The sequence below is a fragment of the Bacillus sp. FSL M8-0166 genome (genome assembly GCF_038008825.1).
Classification (GTDB): domain Bacteria; phylum Bacillota; class Bacilli; order Bacillales; family Bacillaceae; genus Bacillus; species Bacillus safensis.
On sequence record NZ_JBBOZZ010000001.1, the window covers coordinates 1,087,178 to 1,110,604 of the forward strand.

Annotated in this window: 19 protein-coding genes; 2 read left to right on the plus strand and 17 right to left on the minus strand. The window is 41.3% G+C overall.

What is annotated here, in order from left to right; all coding sequences use genetic code 11:
* Positions 1–82 precede the first annotated feature (82 nt).
* The 3 genes from NSS92_RS05935 to NSS92_RS05945 form a co-directional block, all read right to left on the minus strand.
* Positions 83–832 (minus strand): poly-gamma-glutamate hydrolase family protein, encoded by a 750-nt coding sequence (locus tag NSS92_RS05935; protein ID WP_267586328.1) that lies wholly within the window; start codon positions 830–832, stop codon positions 83–85.
* Positions 833–1,140: 308 nt separating this feature from the next.
* A complete protein-coding gene (locus NSS92_RS05940; RefSeq protein WP_087978163.1) occupies positions 1,141–1,614 on the minus strand; it encodes a CarD family transcriptional regulator in 474 nt (157 codons plus the stop codon).
* A gap of 245 nt (positions 1,615–1,859) precedes the next feature.
* Entirely contained in the window at positions 1,860–2,117 is a 258-nt protein-coding gene (locus tag NSS92_RS05945; protein WP_267586327.1) for a hypothetical protein, read from the minus strand.
* A 68-nt stretch (positions 2,118–2,185) separates the two neighbouring features.
* On the opposite strand from NSS92_RS05945, the gene NSS92_RS05950 reads away from it, so the two are divergent.
* Together NSS92_RS05950 and bslA are read left to right on the plus strand one after the other, a co-directional pair.
* Positions 2,186–2,590, plus strand: a complete 405-nt coding sequence (locus NSS92_RS05950) for a hypothetical protein (RefSeq protein WP_267586326.1) — start codon at positions 2,186–2,188, stop codon at positions 2,588–2,590.
* Between the two features lie 123 nt (positions 2,591–2,713).
* Positions 2,714–3,250, plus strand: coding sequence for a biofilm surface layer hydrophobin BslA (bslA, locus tag NSS92_RS05955; protein ID WP_267586325.1), 537 nt, complete (start codon positions 2,714–2,716; stop codon positions 3,248–3,250).
* A gap of 36 nt (positions 3,251–3,286) precedes the next feature.
* Here bslA and mutL read toward each other — a convergent pair whose 3' ends face one another.
* The 14 genes from mutL to NSS92_RS06025 form a co-directional block, all read right to left on the minus strand.
* Positions 3,287–5,182 carry a DNA mismatch repair endonuclease MutL gene (gene mutL, locus NSS92_RS05960; protein WP_340867132.1) on the minus strand — a complete coding sequence of 632 codons (1,896 nt, stop codon included), beginning with the start codon at positions 5,180–5,182 and terminating at the stop codon, positions 3,287–3,289.
* A gap of 21 nt (positions 5,183–5,203) precedes the next feature.
* On the minus strand, positions 5,204–7,780 hold the full coding sequence (gene mutS / locus NSS92_RS05965; protein WP_340867133.1) for a DNA mismatch repair protein MutS: 2,577 nt from the start codon (positions 7,778–7,780) through the stop codon (positions 5,204–5,206).
* Between the two features lie 124 nt (positions 7,781–7,904).
* Positions 7,905–8,450 (minus strand): outer spore coat protein CotE, encoded by a 546-nt coding sequence (gene cotE, locus NSS92_RS05970; protein ID WP_041084785.1) that lies wholly within the window; start codon positions 8,448–8,450, stop codon positions 7,905–7,907.
* Between the two features lie 255 nt (positions 8,451–8,705).
* Positions 8,706–9,140, minus strand: coding sequence for a RicAFT regulatory complex protein RicA family protein (locus NSS92_RS05975; protein ID WP_047202216.1), 435 nt, complete (start codon positions 9,138–9,140; stop codon positions 8,706–8,708).
* Between the two features lies 1 nt (position 9,141).
* A complete protein-coding gene (gene miaB, locus NSS92_RS05980) occupies positions 9,142–10,668 on the minus strand; it encodes a tRNA (N6-isopentenyl adenosine(37)-C2)-methylthiotransferase MiaB (RefSeq protein ID WP_024427027.1) in 1,527 nt (508 codons plus the stop codon).
* 149 nt (positions 10,669–10,817) lie between these two features.
* Positions 10,818–11,999: a glycine C-acetyltransferase gene (locus NSS92_RS05985; RefSeq protein ID WP_340867135.1), complete on the minus strand. Its 1,182-nt coding sequence runs from the start codon at positions 11,997–11,999 to the stop codon at positions 10,818–10,820.
* Positions 11,996–13,060, minus strand: coding sequence for an L-threonine 3-dehydrogenase (gene tdh / locus NSS92_RS05990; protein WP_267586320.1), 1,065 nt, complete (start codon positions 13,058–13,060; stop codon positions 11,996–11,998). The genes NSS92_RS05985 and tdh overlap by 4 nt, the downstream gene beginning before the upstream one ends.
* A gap of 173 nt (positions 13,061–13,233) precedes the next feature.
* The gene (locus NSS92_RS05995) at positions 13,234–16,278 is read right to left on the minus strand and encodes an efflux RND transporter permease subunit (RefSeq protein ID WP_340867136.1); all 3,045 of its coding nucleotides are present in this window, start codon (positions 16,276–16,278) and stop codon (positions 13,234–13,236) included.
* 202 nt (positions 16,279–16,480) lie between these two features.
* Positions 16,481–16,741 (minus strand): stage V sporulation protein SpoVS, encoded by a 261-nt coding sequence (gene spoVS / locus NSS92_RS06000; RefSeq protein WP_003211281.1) that lies wholly within the window; start codon positions 16,739–16,741, stop codon positions 16,481–16,483.
* A gap of 202 nt (positions 16,742–16,943) precedes the next feature.
* Positions 16,944–17,738: a TIGR00282 family metallophosphoesterase gene (locus NSS92_RS06005; RefSeq protein WP_060699022.1), complete on the minus strand. Its 795-nt coding sequence runs from the start codon at positions 17,736–17,738 to the stop codon at positions 16,944–16,946.
* Positions 17,739–17,827: 89 nt separating this feature from the next.
* A complete protein-coding gene (rny, locus tag NSS92_RS06010; protein ID WP_003211958.1) occupies positions 17,828–19,390 on the minus strand; it encodes a ribonuclease Y in 1,563 nt (520 codons plus the stop codon).
* 233 nt (positions 19,391–19,623) lie between these two features.
* Positions 19,624–20,799 carry a serine hydrolase domain-containing protein gene (locus tag NSS92_RS06015; protein ID WP_340867137.1) on the minus strand — a complete coding sequence of 392 codons (1,176 nt, stop codon included), beginning with the start codon at positions 20,797–20,799 and terminating at the stop codon, positions 19,624–19,626.
* Positions 20,800–20,943: 144 nt separating this feature from the next.
* On the minus strand, positions 20,944–21,987 hold the full coding sequence (gene recA / locus NSS92_RS06020; protein WP_267586317.1) for a recombinase RecA: 1,044 nt from the start codon (positions 21,985–21,987) through the stop codon (positions 20,944–20,946).
* Positions 21,988–22,165: 178 nt separating this feature from the next.
* Entirely contained in the window at positions 22,166–23,416 is a 1,251-nt protein-coding gene (locus NSS92_RS06025; RefSeq protein ID WP_340867138.1) for a competence/damage-inducible protein A, read from the minus strand.
* Positions 23,417–23,427 lie beyond the last annotated feature (11 nt).

Genomic DNA, 23,427 nt, shown 5'->3' on the forward strand with positions numbered 1-23,427 from the left:
ATTACATATTTTATGTTCAAATCGCATATTCCTATCTTTTTTACCAAGTTTAAATAGAGTACTTTTGCCCATCAAAACTTTTTTACGAAGACGGGTCGAATTCTCTTAGCACTTCTTTTAACGCATTAATATAGCGTCTGAATGCTTTTTTCTTTCCTTTTCTCGTATCAAAATTATCAAAAAAAGCTTCTCTTTGCGCTGTACTAATTTCGAGCTGAACGCTTTCACCACTCGCATTTCGATTATTTATATTTTTGGGATCTGTACCAGAAAGCCGTTCGCCTTTTTGTACCATTTCTGCGGAAAATCCCCGATCTTTTAGTTCTCGTACAACTGCTCTTTGCATTTTTTCATTTGTGCCGCCAACGAGCGTGTGTCTTTTATCACTTTTATAGCCGTGGATGGAAATTGAAAAGGGATACGTTTTAATCATTTGAACCAAAATGGGTTCATCAAAATTGGTACTCGTGATATGCAGGTCCCGGTTATTGTCTTGCTTCGTACCTTCAAACAAATACGTAGAGTACCTTTCTTGAAAGGCTTCTACAATTTCACTTGTTCCTGGTTCAATTTCACCTCCATGAGGAGAAAATACAAGTAAATCACTTCCGCCCTTTTCGTGAAATTCTATCTCATAACCGTCTCTTTCATACCGTATGAGCTGTTTAAAGCTTTCATATTGATCACCTTGTTTTCGCTCTTTTTGATACTTTTCTACCTCTTGATGATGCTGCTTTTGCTCTTTTTTTTCTTGAACAGAATGGCTGCATTTCACCATTAAAAGAGCACACAGGATAAGAAAGATGAATCCACATATTAGTAGCCTTTTCATTTCACCGCTCCTTTTTTCTCTTAGGTGTCATCTTACCGCAATATTTTACTATTAATGGCTTAGAAAATTCAAAGGTTGTCCGGCTCATTTGAATGAATCAGGAGAACTTACCTGTTTTTAATGTCATCTAGGTATTTCTGAGGTCTTTGAATTTTTGTTGTGCACGTAAAAACTAAATCGTATGACCTCATTTCAATTTTAGTTAAAACCACCTACAAAAATGGCAATATTACTCTTTTTTCAAACAAAAAAGCTGTAAACAAAAGGAGTGTCCCCTTCTATTTACAGCCAGTCTCTGTATATCATCATTATATTCTTAATTCATTCTCTAAAGCTGTCATCACTTCATCTTGCGTTAGTCCTTGTGCAAGTGAAATCTCACTCACTAACATGCCTCTCGCATCTTCAAGCATCTTTTTTTCACTTGAATTTAATGCTTTCTTCTGATTTCGTCTCATTAGATCTTTGACAACGTCTGCACCATCTTCGATCGCACCTGTTTTTAGCTTTTTCAGATTTTCATCATATCTTTGCTTCCAAGTAAGCGTGTCGTCGTTTGTTTCTTCTGCAAAATTGTTCATCACAACTTTCAGCGTTGCTTGATCTGCTACCGGACGTATACCTAGTTGATTGATTCTGCCTTTTGGGACCATCATCTGCATATTCGGCATTTGAATCAGAAAATATTCCTGCGTCTTACCTAAAATCTCTTTTTCTTCCATTCCTTCAATCACACCGGCTCCATGCATTGGATAAACAATTTTATCACCTATTTGAAACAAATCCGCCACCTCCGAAAGTATTCACAATATCATTATAACACATTTCATCAGAGGATAAAATTTTATATTTTATCATGTTATTTTAGCACTAGTCAATTCTTTTTATTTGAGTTTTTTCAGAAAAAGCCTTTTTTTACAAAAGAAGCGAGAGCATCCAGTCCTCATGACTCTTTCTCGCATATACTAGCATTGAGTCACATTTAGGAGGGATGACAATGTGCAAATGCAAGTGCAAACATTCCCACTCACACTGCCATAAAAAGCATGACGATCATTGCCATGAGGATCCATGTAAAGAAAAAAAGTTTTGTCATAAAAAAGATAAATGGTTTGAGAGCGATTTTTGGGATACCTCTCGAAGCTACGATCCCTGTTATTTTCCTAAAAGTGTCTGCAGCAGATGTAAAAAGCGTCGCAGAAGAAGACATAGCTACACAATTTAAGGCTTGACGCTTTACCTGCTTTTCGTTTTCCCGGCTGAAAAGCCGGTTTTTTTCTTTCATATGGATAGGCTCATGAAACGGTTCATGCTCATAGGATATGGCAACCTGACATAAAGGATGAGATATACATGAACGATATGAACAGCCAAATGAATCATTATCACCAAGAAAATCCCTATCACACATTTGAAAATGTGTATACAGCCAATCATGAGCATATGGTCGCGCCAAACATGCATGATCATATGAATATGCCAAACCATTATCATAGCGGCAAAAAAGATGTGTATAACGCGCACCATCCACATCATCATTCAGCCTATTCAGCATTTCCAAATCAGCATGATTACTTTTCAAAGCATGTTCCAATGAAAGATCACCATCATCTAGGCCATTATGGTGGATACGGGATGATGCCATACCATCCATACGGATACCAAGATATGCATATGATGATGCCAACAAACCAGCAAATGACAGGCCATTTTTACGGAATGAATCAACCAAATGCGTTTCTCCCCCGCTATTACTAAAGAATGACAAAATAAGGGTATAATATACCATTTAATACCATATAGTAATATGGTAACATTATAGGTAAATAATGGGTGTAATCATCTATTATTTACCTATATTCAACAAGGGGGAAGGAAGAAATGAAAAAAACATGGACGATTCTTATGATGGGGATGCTCACATTGGTTATGGCACTGTCAGTACCGCTTTCTGCATCTGCTGAAGGAGCCAAAACAGAGGAAGGCAAAGCATCAACCAATGCAAAACCAGCTGCACTTTACGCAAAAATTACAGGAGCAAGTAAGCAGGAATGGTCTTTTTCTGACATTGAGCTGACGTACAGCCCAAATTCTGTTCTAAGTCTTGGTGCGGTTGAGTTCACTCTGCCAAAGGGTTTTCAAGCAACGACTAAAGACATTATGAACGGTAAAGCATTAAAAGACCGCTACATTTTGAACAATGGACAAACGGTCCGTATTCCGCTCAGATTGGATTTACTTGGAATTTCCAAATATACATTAAAGCTTTCACATAAAGTACTTCCTGCTGCAGGTACATATACGTTCCGCGCAGAAAACCGAGCACTCAGCATCGGTTCCACATTTTATGCAGAAGATACGATTGATATTAATACACGACCAGTTGTGGTCACACCGCCAGATCCTTGCGGTTGCTAAATAAAAAAGCGCTCTGATTAGAGCGCTTTTTTTATATCACATCACCCGTTTAAACATTTTCTCCATCTCATATGTCGAGTGATGGATGATGATTGGCCGGCCGTGCGGACAGGTGAATGGGTCCTTCGTTTGCCGGAGTTCATCTAATAAGGCTTTGATTTCATCATGACGCAAATGACGATTTGCTTTGATTGAGCCTTTGCAGCTCATCATAATTGCCGCTTCTTCTCTCAGTTTCTTGATATCAACACGCTTTTCATCAAGCACTTGCTCTATAATCTCTTCGATCAGTTCAGCCTCTTCACCTTTCGGAAACCACTGCGGATGCGACCGAACGATGTAGCTTCCTGAACCAAAGGGCTCTAAGAAGACACCCACTTTCGCTAGAATATCCTTATGCTCTTCAATGATCAGCATATCGTTTTTTGAGTAGTGAAATGTTAAGGGGACGAGCATTTCTTGCACTTCCTGTTCGATCTCTCCCACCTTCTCACGATAATACTCATACTTGATTCGCTCTTGAGCTGCATGCTGGTCAATGATATAAAGCCCTCGTTCATTTTGAGCCAAAATATATGTGCCATGCATTTGCCCAATTGGATACATCACAGGGACGCGTTCGTTTTCAGGAATCGTTTCTGTCACTTCTTCGTGCAGTACCGTCTCTTCAAGTGAAGCGGCAGTTTCCTCTAAATAATCACGCTCAGATGAGGCTTCTTCATAAAATACTGGTGATGATGCTTCCGTCTTCTCTTGTTTAGGTATTCCGTATGCTTCGGTATGACTTGTCTCGTATACGACCGATTCGAGCGGCTCCGGCTGATAGGATAGCGGTTTTTCTGCTGGGCTTGAGTTTCCTTGTTTTGCATCGAAGGTTAAGGATTGCTGCTCATTTTTCACAGCTGGCATTGGTGCTTTTTTTGGCACTGAAGCACTTGGAATGAGCTGCTGCTTTTGAAATACTTCCTTAATTCCTTGTTTAATCAGCTCATGAAGTTCCTGCTCTTTACTTAGTCTCACTTCAAGCTTCGAAGGATGAACGTTCACGTCCACTAAAATTGGATCCATCTTCATCTCAATAAATGTAATTGGATGGCGGCCAATCGGAAGCAGTGTGTGATATCCTTCATGGATCGCTTTCACGAGCGGAAAATGTTTGACATATCGGCCGTTTACAACAGAAGACATATAATTCCGTGATGCCCTCGTCACTTCTGGTAAGGAAATATACCCTTTCACTTCAAAATCAAGTGATTGTACGTGAAGCGGCAGCATTTTTTTGGCCACAGCTGTCCCGTAAATGGCTGCAAGTACATGACGCACATCCCCGTTTCCATTCGTCTGAAGCAGGACTTTCCCTTGATGACGCAAGCGGATTGATACTTCGGGATGAGCTAGCGCAATTCGATTGACCACATCCGATATATTGCCAAGTTCCGTATGAACGGTTTTCATGTATTTTAGGCGGGCTGGCGTATTGTAAAATAAGTTGGTGACCACAATCTCCGTGCCTCGGCGGCCAGAGGTTTTTTTCTCTGAAATGATCTTCCCGCCCTGCAAAGCTAAGTGTGTCCCAGCTCCTTCACCAGTACTTGTTTTCATTTCTAGATGAGAGACGGATGCAATACTTGGCAGCGCCTCTCCTCTGAATCCGAGCGTTCTAACACGAAACAGATCATTTTCGTCTTTGATTTTACTCGTTGCATGACGCTGGAAGGCGAGCTTACAATCTTCAGCATCGATTCCAACACCATTATCAATAATCCTAATAGAAGAAAGACCTGCTTCTTCTACATCGATTTCAATCACTGTACTTTTTGCATCGATCGCATTTTCCACAAGCTCCTTTACGACAGAAGCCGGACGCTCGACCACTTCACCTGCAGCAATTTTATTGGATAGGTCATCGGATAACTGAATAATCTTTGCCATTTCTGCTCACCTCACCTTACATTATAATTTCTTTTGCAATTCATACAGCTTTGTCATCGCTTCAAGCGGCGTCATATCCATTAAGTTGAATGACTTTAATTCGTCGATGACCGCTTGATCTTTCTGTTTTAAGGCAGCTTTTGGCTGCGGTTTTTCTTCTACTTCAAAGAAAGATAGCTGCTGTTTTTCTTCAGCCTTTTCTGCTTTTGGTGCTGCAGATACGTTCGGGGTCACGTCATGTGATCCGCTCTCAAGCTCAGTTAAGATGGTCTGGGCTCTATTAATGATGGCATCAGGCAATTCAGCAAGCTGCGCTACATGAATACCATAGCTTTTATCAGCTGCACCTTCTTTGATTTGATGTAAGAAAACGACCGTGCCTTCATGCTCTTCAGCTCGTACATGCACATTTTTCAGCTCGCTTAATTGAGATTCAAGGACCGTGAGCTCATGGTAATGTGTAGAGAATAGGGTTTTAGCTCCAATATGATCATGAACAAATTCAATGATCGCCTGTGCAAGAGCCATTCCATCATAGGTGCTTGTCCCACGTCCAATTTCATCAAATAAAATCAAGCTGTTTTTCGTTGCGTGCACCATCGCATTTTTTGCTTCGAGCATCTCTACCATAAAAGTACTTTGACCAGAAATCAAATCATCTGCTGCACCAATACGTGTAAAGATTTGATCGAAGATTGGAAGCGTCGCCTTTGACGCAGGCACGAAGCAGCCAATCTGCGCAAGAATCGAGATGAGTGCCATTTGTCTCATATACGTACTTTTCCCTGACATATTCGGTCCAGTGATGAGTAAGGTTTGTCTGCCTTTTCCCATATGGCAGTCATTCGGTACATATTCCTGGTGATCCAGCACTTTTTCAACGACAGGGTGACGGCCATCTTTGACATCCACGTCATCCTCTGAGAATTCCGGACGGATATAACGGCGCTTTTCACTGACAGTCGCAAAGCATTGAAGCGCATCCAGCTCACTCATTTGTTTTGCAAGCAGCTGTAATCTAGGAATATAGCCTTTTACTTGCTCCCTGAGAGCTGTAAATAGTTCATATTCCAATTCGTTAATATTTGATTCTGCTTCAAGAATCAGTGCTTCTTTTTCTTTTAATTCAGGTGTGATATACCTCTCTGCATTGGCAAGTGTTTGTTTTCTTTCATAACGCCCTTCCTCCAGCAGATGTGTATTTGCGCGTGTCACTTCGATATAATAACCAAACACTTTATTAAACCCGACTTTTAAGGAGCGAATGCCGGTATATTCTCTTTCCTGCTGTTCAAGCCGTGCAATCCAGTCTTTTCCGTTTCGGCTGGCATCACGGTATTCATCTAATTTTGCATTGTAGCCATCTTTAATCAAATTGCCTTCTTTTATCGTCATCGGCGGATTCTCATAAAGTGCATCTTCTAATACATCAAGCAAGTCGCCACAAGGATCAATCTCATTCGCTCTTGATTTTGCCATTTCCTCTGGTAATGAATGAACAAGTTGTTTAATATCCGGTACTTGTTTTAAGGATTCCTTAAGCTGGATGAGATCACGGGCATTCACGTTGCCAAATGCCACGCGGCCCGCTAAACGCTCAAGATCATATACTTGCTTTAATCGTTCGCGCAGATCCTCTCGCTCAAAGAAATGATCCATCAGAATCTGCACCATTTCCTGACGCTCGTTGATTTGCGAAAGACGAATGAGCGGCCGGTCGATCCATTGCTTGAGCAGTCTGCCGCCCATCGCTGTTTTTGTTTCATCTAACAGCCATAATAAAGAGCCTTTTTTGCTTTTTGAACGAATGGTTTCTGTTAATTCAAGGTTTCGTTTTGAGTAAAGATCGATTTTCATCGTTTGTTCAAGCTCAAACACTTGAACTTTCTGAAGATGATCCAAGCTTCTTTTTTGCGTTCTTCTTAAATAGGCATATAGTGTTAAAAATGCCGTTTTTAACTTTTCATCAAGATGGGAAATGAGCTGTTCAGCTTCCCCTAATAATACATCACTATCTTCGTATGAAATGGTCGCTTGGCAGCGTTCTTTAAGGGTTTTGACTGTTTCCTCATCCAGCTGCTTTGACACCACAATTTCTTTGGCACCGACAGAATAAATTTCTGACACGACTTCATCTAATCGATCGATGAAAGCCGCCATGTTTTCACCTGTTGATAAATCAGACAGCGCAAGACCGTACCCATTTTGAAAGCTGGTAACAGACGCAATAAAGTTGTTCTCGTTTTCACTTAATCCTTTACCATCCATAACAGTACCTGGTGTAATCAGTTGAACGACTTCCCTTTTGACTACACCTTTTGCCGTTTTAGGGTCTTCCACCTGCTCACAAATAGCGACTTTGTAGCCTTTTGAAATCAACTGTTCTATGTATGCAGAAGCAGAATGATAAGGAACGCCGCACATTGGAATTGTTCCGCCGTCTCTGCTTGTTAACGTAATTTCTAGTTCTTGCGCGGCTTCTTTTGCATCATCAAAAAACATCTCATAAAAATCGCCTAAGCGAAAAAATAAAAAGGCATCTTGATAATCTGCCTTGATCTTTAAATATTGCTGTATCATGGGCGTATAACTTGCCATATTTCTAATCCCTCACTATATTACTTTCGAATTCATACCATCTAACATTATAGCATAAAAAATCACCTTTTTTCTCCTAGAACAGGCACAAAAAAACTAGGGGGATATGCGCCCTAGTCATTCATTACTCTTCTGGATCACCTGCTAGGAATTCTGGATGAATATCCTCTAACTCCTCATCCACTTCTTCTTCCCACTCGTGATCATCTTTTTCTTTCCAGCTTGAATCTACCTCTACGACAATTTTTGTTTCACCGACTACCTCAGCAATGAATTCACGCTCTGCCTGAACGATAATTTTATTGCCATTTGGAGAAATGGTCACTTCTAAGCAATTGGGCTGCTGCAATACTTTCGCAATCACTTCGTGCTCATCATCAAGGAAATTTTTATCTTTATATCTCAGTTTAATGATGTCTACATACTTCACACGCTCTGTGACGACTTCTGTTTTCGTGTTGTCAGCGTAAGAGTACCATACGTTAATATCAAATGTTCCTTCAATTTCAACAGTTTTACCGACCTTTTCAGCATCATACTTATGATTAATGATCCAACCACCTAGGATGCTGGTTGGTTTTTGCGATGGAGAAATGGTGTGTGTGCTTTGGGTGAATTTCCTCCCTTTTGCAACCACCGCTTTTGTAATAATTTCTCTGTATTCAGACATTCCGGCATGCCTCCTTGTTCTTGATCGTTTTATCTTATGCTGGGCATTCGTCTAGTGTGTCACGATTTTGAACTTCATGTTCAATTAAATTCATTTCTGTTTCAGTGTATGCATGGTCGCCCATAAACTTGCCTTGAAAATTGGAAAAGTTGGAGAGTGAGAGATTTGGAGACGATGAAGCATGAAAAAGAATGGGTAGTGCTTTTCAAAAAATGTTAATATAAAAGCAAAAAACCCCGCATCTGCGGGGTTTTCTCATTTAATGGAGCAACTTGGTGATGAGTTTTTCACTTTTGAACCGGTTTCTCCTAATAAGAGGTCACCGCCGGTTGAAAGAATGATTTCATCTGTTACTTGATTCGAAATCGTGTGCGCTACAAGCTGAAGCAGGGAATTGACTTCTGTTTGTGATTCTTTGAATTCTTGAATCACTGGGATGTCATCCAGTTCTTCCTGCAGGGCATCGATTTTTTCTTCGACTTGTTTTAAGGCTTCATGTTTGCCGTAATGCTTTAAATTTACAGCTTGTTTTTGAAGCGCCTTAATTTGATTAATGATGGTTGAAATTTTTGTGTTTTCATTGATTTGCGCTTCTGCTTTTTTGAAGAAATCAACTTCTTCAGTTTCAGAAATCATTTTAGCGAGCTCTCTTGCGCGCTCGACAATCTCTTTCTTTGAATAAAGTGTCATTTTAATTCACCTCGATAGCTTCTCCAACCATTTCTCCGTCAAGAGACCAAGTTTTGGCTTGTGTGATTTTCACTTTGACGATGTTGCCAATCGCTTCTTTTGGTGCTTTAAAATTCACAAGCTTGCTTTTACTTGTATATCCGGCTAGGATCTCAGGGTTGTTTTTACTTTCACCCTCTACTAATACTTCGACAATCTGCCCTTCATATTCCTTCATTTTTTTCGCGGAAATTTCATTCACAAGTGCATTTAGGCGCTGGAGACGTTCTTTTTTCACACGCATTGGCACGTTGTCTTTCATTTTCGCTGCCGGCGTTCCTTCTCTTGGAGAATAAATGAACGTATAAGCGGCATCAAACTCAACCTCGCGATAAAGCGAAAGTGTTTCTTCAAACTGTTCATCTGTTTCATTTGGGAACCCAACAATAATGTCCGTTGTTAATGAAGCATTCGGCATAGCTTCTTTGATTTTTCGTACAAGATCAAGGTAACGCTCACGGTCATATTTTCTCGCCATAAGTTTCAGCACAGAAGAACTTCCCGATTGAACTGGCAGATGAATATGATCGAGAAGGTTTCCGCCCTTGGCCAGCACTTCAATTAAGTGATCATCAAAATCACGCGGGTGACTTGTTGTAAAACGGATACGCGGAATATCAATTTTTCGCAGCTCATCCATCAGGTGGCCAAGACCATATTCCATATCTTCAAAATCTTTTCCATATGCATTCACGTTTTGACCAAGAAGGGTAATTTCCTTATATCCTTCTGCCGCTAAACGTCTGACCTCTTGTATAATTTCATCTGGGCGGCGGCTTCTTTCCTTGCCGCGCGTGTAAGGCACGATACAGTATGTACAGAATTTATCACAGCCGTACATAATGTTCACCCAGCCCTTGATTTTACCTTGACGGGCTCTCGGAAGGTTCTCAATCACGTCGCCTTCTTTTGACCAAACCTCAATGACCATTTCTTTTGAAAGGTAGCATTCAGATAACAGCTCTGGCAGGCGGTGAATATTGTGCGTGCCGAAAATCAAGTCAACAAATGGGTGTTTCTTCAAAATACGGTTGACGACAGATTCTTCTTGTGACATACATCCGCAGACACCTAAAATTAAATCTGGCTTTTCACGCTTTAATGCTTTTAAATGACCAAGCTCTCCAAACACTTTGTTTTCCGCATTTTCTCGTATAGCACAAGTGTTTAATAAGATGACATTCGCATCTTCAGTTGAGTTTGTTGGTTCATAGCCCAGCGCCATAAAAATACCAGCCATCACTTCTGTGTCATGCTCATTCATTTGACAGCCATATGTGCGAATATAAAACTTGCGGCCGTTCCCTAACCCTTGAAACTGCTCGTCAATTTGAAATTGATTGTATTCGACTTCTTCTTTACCCCGTTTTTTTGCATCTTTTAAGGAAGGCGGAATGTACACAGCTTCAAAATATTTGCTGTAGTCCTTCTCGGATTTTTTGTCCGATGAACTTACTTGTCCGCTCGCTTTTCTCTGCTCTTCATTCATGAATTTGTACTCCTTTCAAACCAAGTTCCACCCTACAGTATAGACTATTTTGTGATGAATTGAAAATAAATCATATGCGGTTCTTCTATGAAAATTGCCTATTAGTCATAACCATTTTTCACAAAAAGAAAAAGAGAGCCTGCGCTCTCTTAATCAAGTAGGTTTAGTTTTTTTGCTTCTTCTTCAATGATTGTCAGTGCCCGGTCTAGTTCTTCTTTTGTGTGCTCGGCTGTGATGATGGCTCTAATTCTTGCCTTGCCTTTTGCTACAGTTGGGAAGGCGATGCCTTGAGCAAACACGCCTCGTTCTATTAAAGCCTTTGAAAAACGAAAAGTAAGTGCTTCGTCTCCAATCATGATTGGGATAATCGGTGTCTCTGTTGGGGCGACTTGAAATCCAAGGCTGATGACCTTTTCTTTAAAATAAGCGGCGTTCTCCCAAAGTGTATCGATTCGCTCCGGTTCATCTAACAGCACTTCAATCGCTTCTTCACACGCTCTAGTCACAGCTGGCGGATGTGAGGTGCTGAATAAAAACGGTCTTGCTTTATGTTTTAAATAATCAATTAAAACCGCTGAACCAGCCACATAGCCGCCGAGCACTCCGACAGCCTTACTAAGTGTCCCGACCTGAATGTGCACTCTGCCGTCGAGTTTAAAATGGTTGACCGTCCCGCGGCCATTCTCACCAAGCACGCCCGAAGCATGCGCATCATCTACCATCACAAATGCATCATATGCTTCTGCGAGCCTGACAATCTCAGGAAGTGGCGCGATATCTCCATCCATCGAGAACACACCGTCTGTAACGATGAGGCGGACGCGGTAATTCATTGATTTTTTCAAAATCTTCTCCAGCTCTTCCATATTGGAATGACCGTATACCTTTTTATCTGCTTTTGTTAATCGGATTCCATCGATAATTGAGGCATGATTCAGTTCATCTGAAATGACAATATCATCTTTTGTCAGGATACTAGATAAGACCCCTTGGTTGGTCGTAAAGCCCGATTGGAATACAAGAGCTGCTTCGGTCTTTTTAAATGAAGCAAGCTTTTTTTCAAGACGTTCATGCATCGTCATTGTGCCGGCGATGGTACGCACAGATCCTGTACCCGCACCGAATTCATCGATTGCCTCTTTTGCTGCTTTCATCAGCCTTGGGTGTGAGGTGAGGCCTAAGTAGTTATTTGAGGAGAGTTGTATGACAGATTGTTCATTTAATGTAACAGTGGATGATTGTTTTGAGTCGATCTCTTTTAAAGTTTGGTGGGTGCCTTGCTGCTTCATTGTGTCCAATTCATCTTGTAAATACGTGAATTCTTTCATCATTTCTTCCCCCTTTGATATGATGGCATCATCAGTACGACTTTTCCGCACGTACCGCTTTGCATAAGTTCAAATCCCTTTTCGAACTCTTCAAATGGCAGTGTATGAGTGACAACTGGCTTTACATCAATGGTATTCGTTCTTAATAGCTCAGATACTTGACGCCACGTCTCAAACATTTTTCTCCCCGTGATCCCTTGCACGGTTAATCCCCTAAATACAATTTGATTCGTAATATCAATTGTCACTGGTCGTTCTGGCAAGCTTAGTATATTGACTTTTCCTCCATTTGCACAAGCTTCGAGTGCTTGATTAATGGCAGCTGGATGACCTGACATCTCACACATCACGTCTGCCCCTTCCATCCGCGTGAGCTGCTTAATCATCGCCACTGGATCATCTTTTCCAATATCTACGATATGATCTGCACCCATTTTTCGGGCAAGATCCAGCCTGTATTCATTTTTATCAACAGCGAACACTTGAACAGCCCCGGAGGCTTTTGCGACAGCAATTGCCATTAAACCGATTGGTCCGCAGCCAAAAATCGCCACTGACTTACCTGAAACAGGTGTGTGCAGTACAGTATGGACAGCATTTCCAAGCGGCTCTTGTATAGAGGCAAGCTCAACTGGCATTTGGGCTGGATTGTGCCACACATTTTGTTCAGGTACTTTGACATATTCAGCAAAACAGCCATCAATGTCTACCCCTAAAATTTTCGTTTCACTGCACAAATGCTGCTGCCCTGTTAAGCACATATAACATTGATTACATACAACATGCGTCTCAGCCGATACAAAATCCCCTACTTTTGCTCGTGAGACTTGCTTCCCCACTTTGACAACTTCCCCTGTAAATTCATGTCCAAAAATGTAGGGCGCTTTGACTCTTCCCTTAGCCCAATCATCCCAATTATAAATATGCACGTCTGTTCCGCATATCGAAGTGGCTTTCACTTGGATCAAAACTTCATGATCTTTGATTTCTGGAATCGGCATCTCCATCAGCACCGCTCCGTAAGCGCTTTCTTTTTTAACAATTGCTTTCATCGTTCCACACATGACGTACAACCCCTTTGTTAAAAAACTTCTCCCAATCAGATTTTAACATGACTTATTTTAGTCGTAAATACCACTGTCTACTAGAAAAAGACAAATGAACACCCCACATATTTTTTTGGATATTTTTCTAAAAAAAAGCAAATCTCCGATCGAAAGGAGATTTGCTTTCATCGTCAGCGTTTCTTTGAAACGGCAACATATAGTGCTGGCACAATGAATAATGTCAGAATTGTTGAGAAAAAGACACCCGATACAATGCAGATTGCCAGCGGCTTAAAGAGTGGATCATGACTTAATGCAACAGGCATTAGTGCAACAAGTGCCGTAAATGCTGTTAAGAGAATAGGTCTAATCCTTGCTCTCCCTGCTTCAATTACAGCTGTCTGTTGATCAAACCCTTGCTTGCGCCGCTGCTCAATAAATTCAAATAGGACGACCGCATTTCGGACGACAATACCAGCCAATGAGACAATTCCCATTGTTGCCATAAAGCTGAATGGTGTTTGTGTGACAAACAGTCCGATAATGGCTCCTGATACAGCTAAGTATACCGTTCCTAGAACTAACAGCGGAAGCATCAATGAATTGAACTGGAAAGCTATGGTCACATAAATGAGAAGCAAAACAACTGCAAATAAGAGACTAATTTCAATAAAGAACTGGGTCTGATTTTCATTTTCTCCACCTTGTGAAATGGTCAAATCCTTTGCTGCAGCGCTTTTCCCCACTTGATTGACGACTTCTTTCATATCATCTTTAAACGAATCTGATGCTCCAGGGTACGCCTTCAGCGTAATGGTGGGAACTCCATTTTCATGTGGAATGCTTTCGTATTGCTCTGTTTCTTTTTCTTTTACATATCGGCTAAGCGGCTCAAGTTGAGGCAAACCGCCTTCATTTGTCTTCACAGGCACTTTCATTTCTTTTAGCTTTAAACCATTTTGATGTGTGCCTATATCCTGTTTCACCACTAAATCGATATCATTTGTTCCTTGTTTAAAGGTACCTAATGGAATCCCTTCTGTCACAAGACCAAGCTGTCTGCTGACAAACTGAGCACTGAGCCCATCCTCTGCCATTCGCTCACGGTTTAATTCAAAGGAGATCGTTTTCACCGGCTTATTGACATCGTCCGTAATCAAACTTGCCCCTTTGTCTTTCATTTCATCTGTCAGCGTTTCTTTGACATCAATAAGCTTTGAAAAAGAGTCACCGGCAACCGTTACTGTCACTGGCGCTCCAGTTGGCGGCCCTTGAACAATGGTTTTCATAAAGAGATCAGCCTCTTTGAATTTCTCTCGCAAAGGCTCGGTCATACGATCTATCAATGCCTTACTTGTCATCTGATCATTGTCTACTCTCACAACAACTTGACCGGTGTGGTCACTTGCATTTGAAATACTTTCATTAAACAGGTTCGGCACACCGCCCCCTGCAAAAATCGCTGTTTCTTCAATGCCTTTTTGCTGCTTAATCTCTTGTTCTATTTTCTTTAGTGTTTCATTTGTTTTGTCTAATGTTGTTTCACTTGGAAGCGTGACAGTGACAACCACTTCTTTCTTATTCGCCGCAGGGAAAAATTCAAATGGTGTGACGAAAATAAGTAAAAAGGCTAGGCTTGCAACGAGCAAACCACTTAGTCCAATAACGAGCGGCCGCTTCACAATGTTTGTCAGCACACGGTCCGCATAGAAATCAGCCAGCTGTTTTAATGGTTTCCCTAGGAATCCCGGCTCTTTTTGACTCTTCTTACTCTTTCTTTTCCAGTTCACAGTATATTGATAGACCGGCACAAGTGTCAGCGAAATCACCATAGACGCAAGCACAGTCGTTACTAAAACAGACGGTAATGCCCGAATAAATGAACCGTTTGCACCTGATAGGAAAACAAGCGGCAGGAAGGCAAACACAACAGCTAGTGTTGATGTCAAAATGGACCCCGCGACTTCTTTCACCCCTGCAATTGTTCCTTTAAGCGGACTTTCGTATTTTTTCATCTGTCTTAAAATATTATCATTGACGACAATCGCATCATCGACAAGTATCCCTAAGGCAATGATAAACCCGATAATCGAAATTTGATTGAGGTCCACTTGTAAAAATGGCAGCGGAATCGTTCCAATTGTTATGGATAGCGGAATGGCGAGTGAAACGATAAACGCCCCGCCAATTGTAAGACCAAGTGTGGTGACGATAATGACAGCGATGACTGCAACAATGGCTTCTTTCATTAAATCATTGAAAATGGCATCCACTTCACTTTTTTGTGAATAGTAGTCTACCCACTCCACCCCATTTGGCAGCTGCTTTTCTTTCTCAATGACATCACTGACTTTGTCATACATTTTAGGAATATCAAGCCCTGGTTTCATATTCACTGTAAATGAATAGGCGGGCTTTCCGTTATACGACACAATATCACTTTTCTCTTTTTCTACTTCTTTTAAGCTGCCAAGCTGACTAATTGTGACCAGCTCTCGTTTCGTTTTTGAGAAAAGCTCAATCTTTTTGATTTGATCTAAGCGGTCATATGTATCGATGGACAGCTTCACCTTCTCTTTGCCTGCCCGAATGTCGCCTAGTGGAGATGTGTCAAATTCCTGATTGATGGCACTTGTGACATCAGTTACATTGAACCCTTCACCCTCCAGCTTATTTGAATCTAAGTTTAATACCGCTTGTTTGTCATTGAAGCCTTTAATTACGACACTGTCTACCCCTTTGATGTCCTCTACTTTTTCCTTCAATTCACGCAGCGACTTCTGACTCTTTGCTAAGTCCGATGATTGACTCGACACAATCATATAAGAACCAACCGGCACGCTGCCGAATTCATCCTTTACTTCCGGCTCCATCACCCCATCAGGAAAAGACGACGCAGCACTTGTGGTGTCATTCTTAATTTGACTTGCCACCTTTTGAAAGTCGGCTTGATCCTCAATTTCAATCACAATATTTGAGAAACCAATGGCAGAAACCGAGCTCGTTTTCTCTATACCATTGATATCAGATAGGGCTGATTCCAGCTTATTGGTGACATCTCTTTCCACCTGTTTTGCATCCGCACCAGGAAAAACGGTAGAAATCGTGACGAGATTCGCCTCGAATTCTGGCAGTTCTCGTTTAGGAAGCTGCGCGAATAAATAGCCGCCAGCAATGAGAACGATAAAAAATAAAATAAAAACAAGCTTTCCTCTTTTCAAAAAAGCTTCGAACATTATTTCACCTACTTAAATATTTATTTTTGATGAAGTAAATTCAACTTAATCTTAATTTATCATCAGGGTGAAAAAATGCAAGCTCTAATATGTCATTTTTATCTATTTCACGAACTGAATATGTTATATAAGAAATGTATAGTGGTAAACAAAAACAACCCGCTTACATGATGTAAGCAGGTTGAAAATAATAAAATTAGAATTATCGTGGCTCAACAATCAATTTGATGGCTGTTCTTTCTTCTCCATCGATCAGAATGTCAGTAAAGGCTGGAATGCATATCAAATCCACTCCGCTTGGCGCAACAAATCCCCTTGCAATGGCGACAGCCTTAACTGCCTGATTCAGTGCTCCAGCGCCGATTGCTTGTATTTCCGCTGCACCGCGTTCACGTAAAACGCCGGCTAATGCTCCTGCTACTGAATTCGGATTTGACTTTGCTGAAACTTTTAAAATTTCCATTTCTGCTCCCCCTTAAATTTACAATGGATAAGTGAGTGTTCATTAGAACAATCTTTGTTAGATGATGCTATTTTTTTGAAAATCCATCCCCAAAATGTTTTTCAAAAATAGCAGGCTACCTACCATTTTTACTATATTCACGATAGAGGGCGCATATTCCTTCTTTCTGATTAATATTTTTCTGAAATAAATATGTGAACATTTATTCAAAGAAAATATGGTCATCATTTATCAAAATTCGATCAATTTTGACAGCTTTTTTCGACTGTTCGTCAATTTCTACGATCACTGCACTTAACGTCGTGCGGCCTTCTGCAATTTCAAAACGGACTGGGAGACTTGTTTTGAATCGTTTAATGATCGTTTCTCGGTCAACACCTAAAATGCCATCGTAAGGTCCTGTCATTCCGACATCTGAAATATACGCAGTTCCTTTTGGCAATACGCGGTTATCTGCTGTTTGAACATGTGTATGCGTTCCAACGACACATGATGCACGGCCGTCTGTATACCAGCCCATCGCTTGCTTTTCACTTGTGGCTTCACCATGAAAATCAATGAAAATAAACGGTGTCCGTTTGGATGCTTCCGCAATTAATTCATCTACTTTTTGAAATGGGCAGTCAATTGGCGGTAAAAACGTACGTCCTTGCAGGTTGATGACAGCCAGTTCTTTTCCTTGTTTTTTAATAAACGTAAGACCTTTTCCAGGTGTGCCTTCGGGAAAGTTAGCAGGACGGACCATATTGGCTGCGTCATCAATGAAATCGAAAATATCTCTTTTATCCCATGTATGGTTGCCCATTGTAAGCACATCAGCTCCTGCTTGCAGCAGCTCATGATAGATTTTTTCAGTCAGACCTTTGCCGTGAGCAGCATTTTCTCCGTTGACAATGGTAAAGTGCGGCTGATATTTTTTCTTCAGCTTTGGCAAGTATTCTTTCAGTGTCTCTCTGCCAGGTGAACCGACGATATCTCCAACAAATAATATTTTCATGCGCTTTGAACCCTTTCTCTTTTAGAATGATCTTCTTATCAGTGTTGCATATTTACACAAAAAAATAAAGCGGCGCTAAGCGCACCGCTCTATTTTGCATACTCTACTGCGCGAGTTTCTCGAATGACTGTCACTTTAATGTGACCAGGGTAATCGAGCTCGTCCTCAATTCGCTTACGAATATCCCTTGCTAGACGGTGAGCTTCAAGATCATTAATTGAATCTGGCTTCACCATAATACGTACTTCACGTCCAGCCTGTATCGCAAACGATTTTTCAACACCTTCATAAGATTCAGAGATATCTTCTAATTTCTCAAGTCTCCGAATGTAATTTTCAAGCGTCTCACTTCTTGCACCAGGGCGTGCTGCAGATAATGCATCAGCTGCCGCAACAAGAACAGCGATTATAGATGTCGGTTCTTGGTCACCGTGGTGAGAGGCAATACTGTTGATGACAACAGGATGCTCTTTATATTTCGTCGCAAGCTCAACGCCAATTTCTACGTGGCTTCCTTCTACTTCATGATCAATGGCTTTTCCAATGTCATGCAGAAGACCTGCTCGTTTTGCAAGCTTTGCATCTTCTCCAAGCTCTGAAGCCATGAGACCTGCAAGATGTGCAACCTCAATTGAATGCTTCAGGACATTTTGTCCATAACTTGTACGGAATTTTAAGCGGCCGAGAATTTTGATCAGATCCGGATGCAGACCGTGAACTCCGACTTCGAATGTCGTTTGTTCACCCATCTCGCGGATATAATCATCGACTTCACGGCGTGATTTTTCCACCATTTCTTCAATTCGTGCAGGATGAATGCGGCCATCCTGGACTAGCTTGTCCAGAGCTATCCTCGCTGTTTCACGTCTAATCGGATCAAAGCCCGATAGTATGACAGCTTCAGGTGTATCATCTATGATCAAGTCAATACCTGTTAACGTTTCTAACGTACGGATATTTCGTCCTTCACGTCCGATAATACGACCTTTCATCTCATCATTTGGAAGATTGACTACAGATACCGTTGTTTCAGCCACATGATCAGCTGCACAACGCTGTAACGCAAGTGAAAGAATGTTTTTCGCCTTTTTGTCAGCCTCTTCTTTCGCTCGGTTTTCAGATTCTTTCGTCATGACTGCAATGTCGTGGGAAAGCTCATTTTCAACTTGATCCAGAATGATTTGTTTCGCTTCATCTCGAGTTAGACTTGAAATGCGTTCCAACTCGGCTTTCTGCAAACGAATCATATCATCCACTTTGCTTTCCATCTCTTCAATATGTTGTTGTCGTTCATTCAGAGAATGATCTCTCTTCTCCAACAGGGACTCCCGTTTATCTAAAGATTCGTCTTTGCGATCAAGATTTTCCTCTTTTTGAAGTAAACGGTTTTCTTGTCTTTGAAGCTCATTACGTCTTTCACGAACTTCTTGCTCCGCCTCTACACGAAACGAATGAATTTCATCTTTCGCTTCCAAGAGCGCTTCTTTCTTCAATGCTTCCGCATCACGCTTTGCATCCTCAACAATTTGTTCGGCCATGTTTCTTGCGCCGGATATTTTTGCTTCTGCAATGGTTTTACGAACAAAGTAGCCAACAACTAAACAGATTAGGCTCAGCAAAATGGAGATGATCGTAAACATCGTAGGCGACATATTTTCACCTCCTCTTGCTATGAACTTGGTTTTACAAATAAAGTGTCGGCATGTACATTGTTTTGTGTCTCAACATACAGGGCCTTCACAGGGAATGAGATCCTCACTGCCCTTGTCAAGTTTAAATTAGTTATCAATCATGTTAAGAAAAACAAGTGATACATTCCCATTGTAATTGTGTCGGAAATACTTGTCAAGCTAGCCATCTTAGCGTTTGCAAAAGCAGATCAGAATTATTCTTGATTCAGCAGCTGATATACTTTATTGTTCACTTGGCCCAGTTTAGTGTTATTTTGTATATTCGAGAACAAAACAACTATGGTTTGTCCAGATTTGCTAAAGCTGTTCAAAATGTTGAAGCCCGGCATGACACCATGGCTTGAATAGCTACCGGGAGCAACATAAAATCCCATTCCGTATGTGGAGCTGCTTCCTGGCGTAAACATCTTTTTATAGCTCTTCTGCGAATACAATTTGCCGTCTATCAGGGCTTGGTCAAATTTGTACATATCTATTGCACTCATATAAATATCTCCAGCACCGTAAAGCTGAGATAGATCGGGCATATACGGTGTAACCGCTTTGCTGCCTTTCAGCTTATACCCGACAGCAGGATAAGGTTCTTTTTCATATGTTTTGTAAAAGCCTGCATGCGTCATTCCCGCCGGTTTAAAAATATGATTCGTTATATATTGTTCATAGGACTCACCGCTTACTTCAGCAACAATATAAGCAAGAACAGAATAGTTAGAATCTTTGTAGCCCCATACGCCCGGCTGACGATTAATTCCCTGACGTTCTATGTCTTTTATTAAATCGCCTGGAGTAATTGCGCCGTTTCCTTCAATATGTCCGTTTATTCCCGATGTATGTGTCAGCAGATTTTTCAAAGTAATCGTTTGTCCGTTAGGGAAATGAGGTAAATACGTGCTTACCGGTTCACTTGTCTGAAGTTTCCCCTTTTCCTCAAGCTGCAAAATTGCGGTTGCAATCAGCGCTTTTTGTGACGAACCGACATAAAAAGATGTCAAAGGATTATTTGGAATTTTTCGTTTACTGTCTGCATACCCAAAACCTTTATTTGTTACGATTTCTCCATTTCTAACAATCATGGCTGTTCCGCTGAAACCGATCTCATTTAAATAACTGCTGATTTTGTGATTGCGGTCCACTGTTTTGATTTGTTCCTCTGATTTTTTAGCGGTTTTCCTTTTGACTTCTTTTTTCTGGCTGTTTTCTAAAGCTACTGCAGTTTTTTGAAACGGGTTGTTCTCTTCACTATTTCGATGAAGCACATTCCACATCGTTAAGCAAATCATCGCTGCTAAAAAAACAAGCACAAGTTTTCCCCTCTGACTTGGTTTTGTCCGTCTGCGTTTTCCAGTTCTTCTGCGGGTCGGGCTTGTCATGACTTTTTCCTCCCAAAATAAATGCCATTTTGTATAACTTTAGACGGATGAAGTACTGAAAAAGTTGGCGAAAGTTTTTTGCAAAATAAAAAAGGCTGAGTTTTTTCACTCAGCCTTTTTTATCATTTCATACTGATTTAATTTTTATTCTAATTCTAATTGTTCTAGCGCCTCTTCAGCTTCCTGCTGCGCTACTCCGTTATTATCCAAGCCGTAATGTTCGCGAATTTGCTCCTGGATCATCAGCATGATATCTTTATTTTCTTTTAGGAACTGTTTCGCGTTTTCACGGCCTTGTCCAAGACGTTCCTCTTGGTAAGAATACCAAGCACCGCTCTTTTGTACGATATCTAGTTCGCTTCCAAGGTCGATGATTTCTCCCTCTTTTGAGATCCCTTCACCGTACATAATGTCTACTTCCGCAATACGGAATGGCGGTGCTACTTTGTTTTTTACCACTTTAATTCTCGTTTTATTCCCCATAATATCATTGCCTTGTTTCAGCTGTTCAGCACGGCGCACTTCTAAACGAACAGACGAATAGAACTTCAGCGCACGTCCACCAGGCGTTGTTTCAGGGTTACCGAACATGACCCCAACTTTTTCACGAATTTGGTTGATAAAGATGGCAATTGTTTTTGATTTGTTGATGGCACCTGATAGTTTACGAAGCGCTTGGGACATCAAACGTGCTTGAAGACCAACGTGTGAATCACCCATGTCTCCTTCAATCTCTGCTTTTGGTACAAGAGCAGCTACAGAGTCAATAACAACAATATCAACTGCCCCGCTGCGGACAAGAGCTTCTGCAATTTCAAGTGCTTGCTCTCCTGTATCCGGCTGAGAAAGTAACAGTTCATCAATGTTGACACCTAGTTTTTGAGCGTAAACTGGATCGAGTGCATGCTCTGCATCAATAAATGCAGCTTGTCCTCCCTGCTGCTGAACTTCAGCAATGGCATGAAGGGCTACTGTCGTTTTACCAGAACTCTCTGGACCATATACTTCGATAATACGGCCGCGGGGATATCCGCCTATTCCAAGCGCAGTATCAAGTGCTAACGAACCACTAGGTACTGTTGAAATACGTGTATCTGTTTGCTCTCCTAGTTTCATAATAGAGCCTTTACCAAACTGTTTTTCTATTTGTTTAAGAGCCATATCTAAGGCTGCTTGACGATCACTCATTCTATTGTTTCCTCCTTTATCAATTCCACTATCTATACTATACCTTGTTTTACGTCATTTGCCAAGAAAAAAACGAACACATATTCGATTTTTTTCTCGGCAGATTTTTTAAGAAAAGAGTGGTTTCTAATAGAAAAAACGCTCTTTTATAAAGGAGTAAACCTAACAAAAAACAAAATTAACTCTCTTTTAATAAGTTGAGTAAGTGATGCAGACCATATTTCACAGCGCGCTTTCGAATGCCCGTCCGGCTGCCTGTAAACATCCATTCAAACACGTCCGTCTGGTCTTTTGTCGATAGTCCAATGAACACTTTTCCAACAGGATGACCCTCTTGGGTATCAGGGCCTGCTACACCCGTAAAGCTAATGCCAATATCACTTCCGGTCAGCTTTCTAACCCCTTCAGCAAGCTCTAAAGCACACTCTTTGCTGACAGCGCCATGGGAAGAAATTGTTTCCTCCCGGCAGCCAAGTACCTGCTGTTTGACTTGGTTTGTATAACAAACCACACTTCCGTTCAAAATGGATGATGCTCCTTCGAGATCTGTCAGCCATTCGGAGAACATTCCGCCAGTCAGGCTTTCTGCTGCTGCTACTGTTTTTCCGTGTTCGTGCAAGGCTTTGGACGCTTCGCGGACAAGTGATGTATCCCCATATCCGTAGAAGTACTCACCTACCCGCGCTAAAATTTGCGCTTCTGTTTCTTTTAACAGACGCTCTGTTTCTTTTTCATCCTCATGCTTAGCAGTTAGCCTTAGCGTCACTTCACCGTCAGATGCGAGTGGTGCAATCGTCGGGTTCGTTTGAGCATCAATTAAATCTTCTAGGTCTGTTTCAAGCTGCGATTCACCGATTCCGAAGAAGCGCAGGACAACAGACACGATTTTTTCCTTTAAGCCAAGTTTCTCAGAAATCAGCGGCTTTGCCTCGTTTTCAAACATCGGGTGAAGTTCACTTGGCGGTCCAGGAAGAAGCATATAAAACGTATTGTCTTCTTGAATAAACATACCCGGGGCCATCCCGAAACGGTTCACGAGCACATCAGATCCTTCTAGAACGAGTGCCTGCTTACGGTTGTTCGGTGACATATCGCGGCCGGTCTTTCGAAAGTAGTCTTGAATCGATTCAAATGCTTCTTCATTTAGTACAAGCTCTTTACCAAGCGTGCTCGCAATCGTTTCTTTTGTTAAGTCATCTTTGGTTGGTCCAAGACCACCTGAGAAGATAATAAAATTAGATCTTTCCTGCGCCACCTGAATGGCCTGTTTTAAACGCTCTGGATTGTCACCAACTGCTGTATGGTAATAAACATTCACACCAATTTCAGCTAGTTGTTTGCTGATGAATTGTGCATTCGTATTCGTAATTTGCCCTAGCAATAGTTCGGAACCGACTGCAATAATTTCTGCTTTTCTCTCTGACTTCAAAGCGTACACGT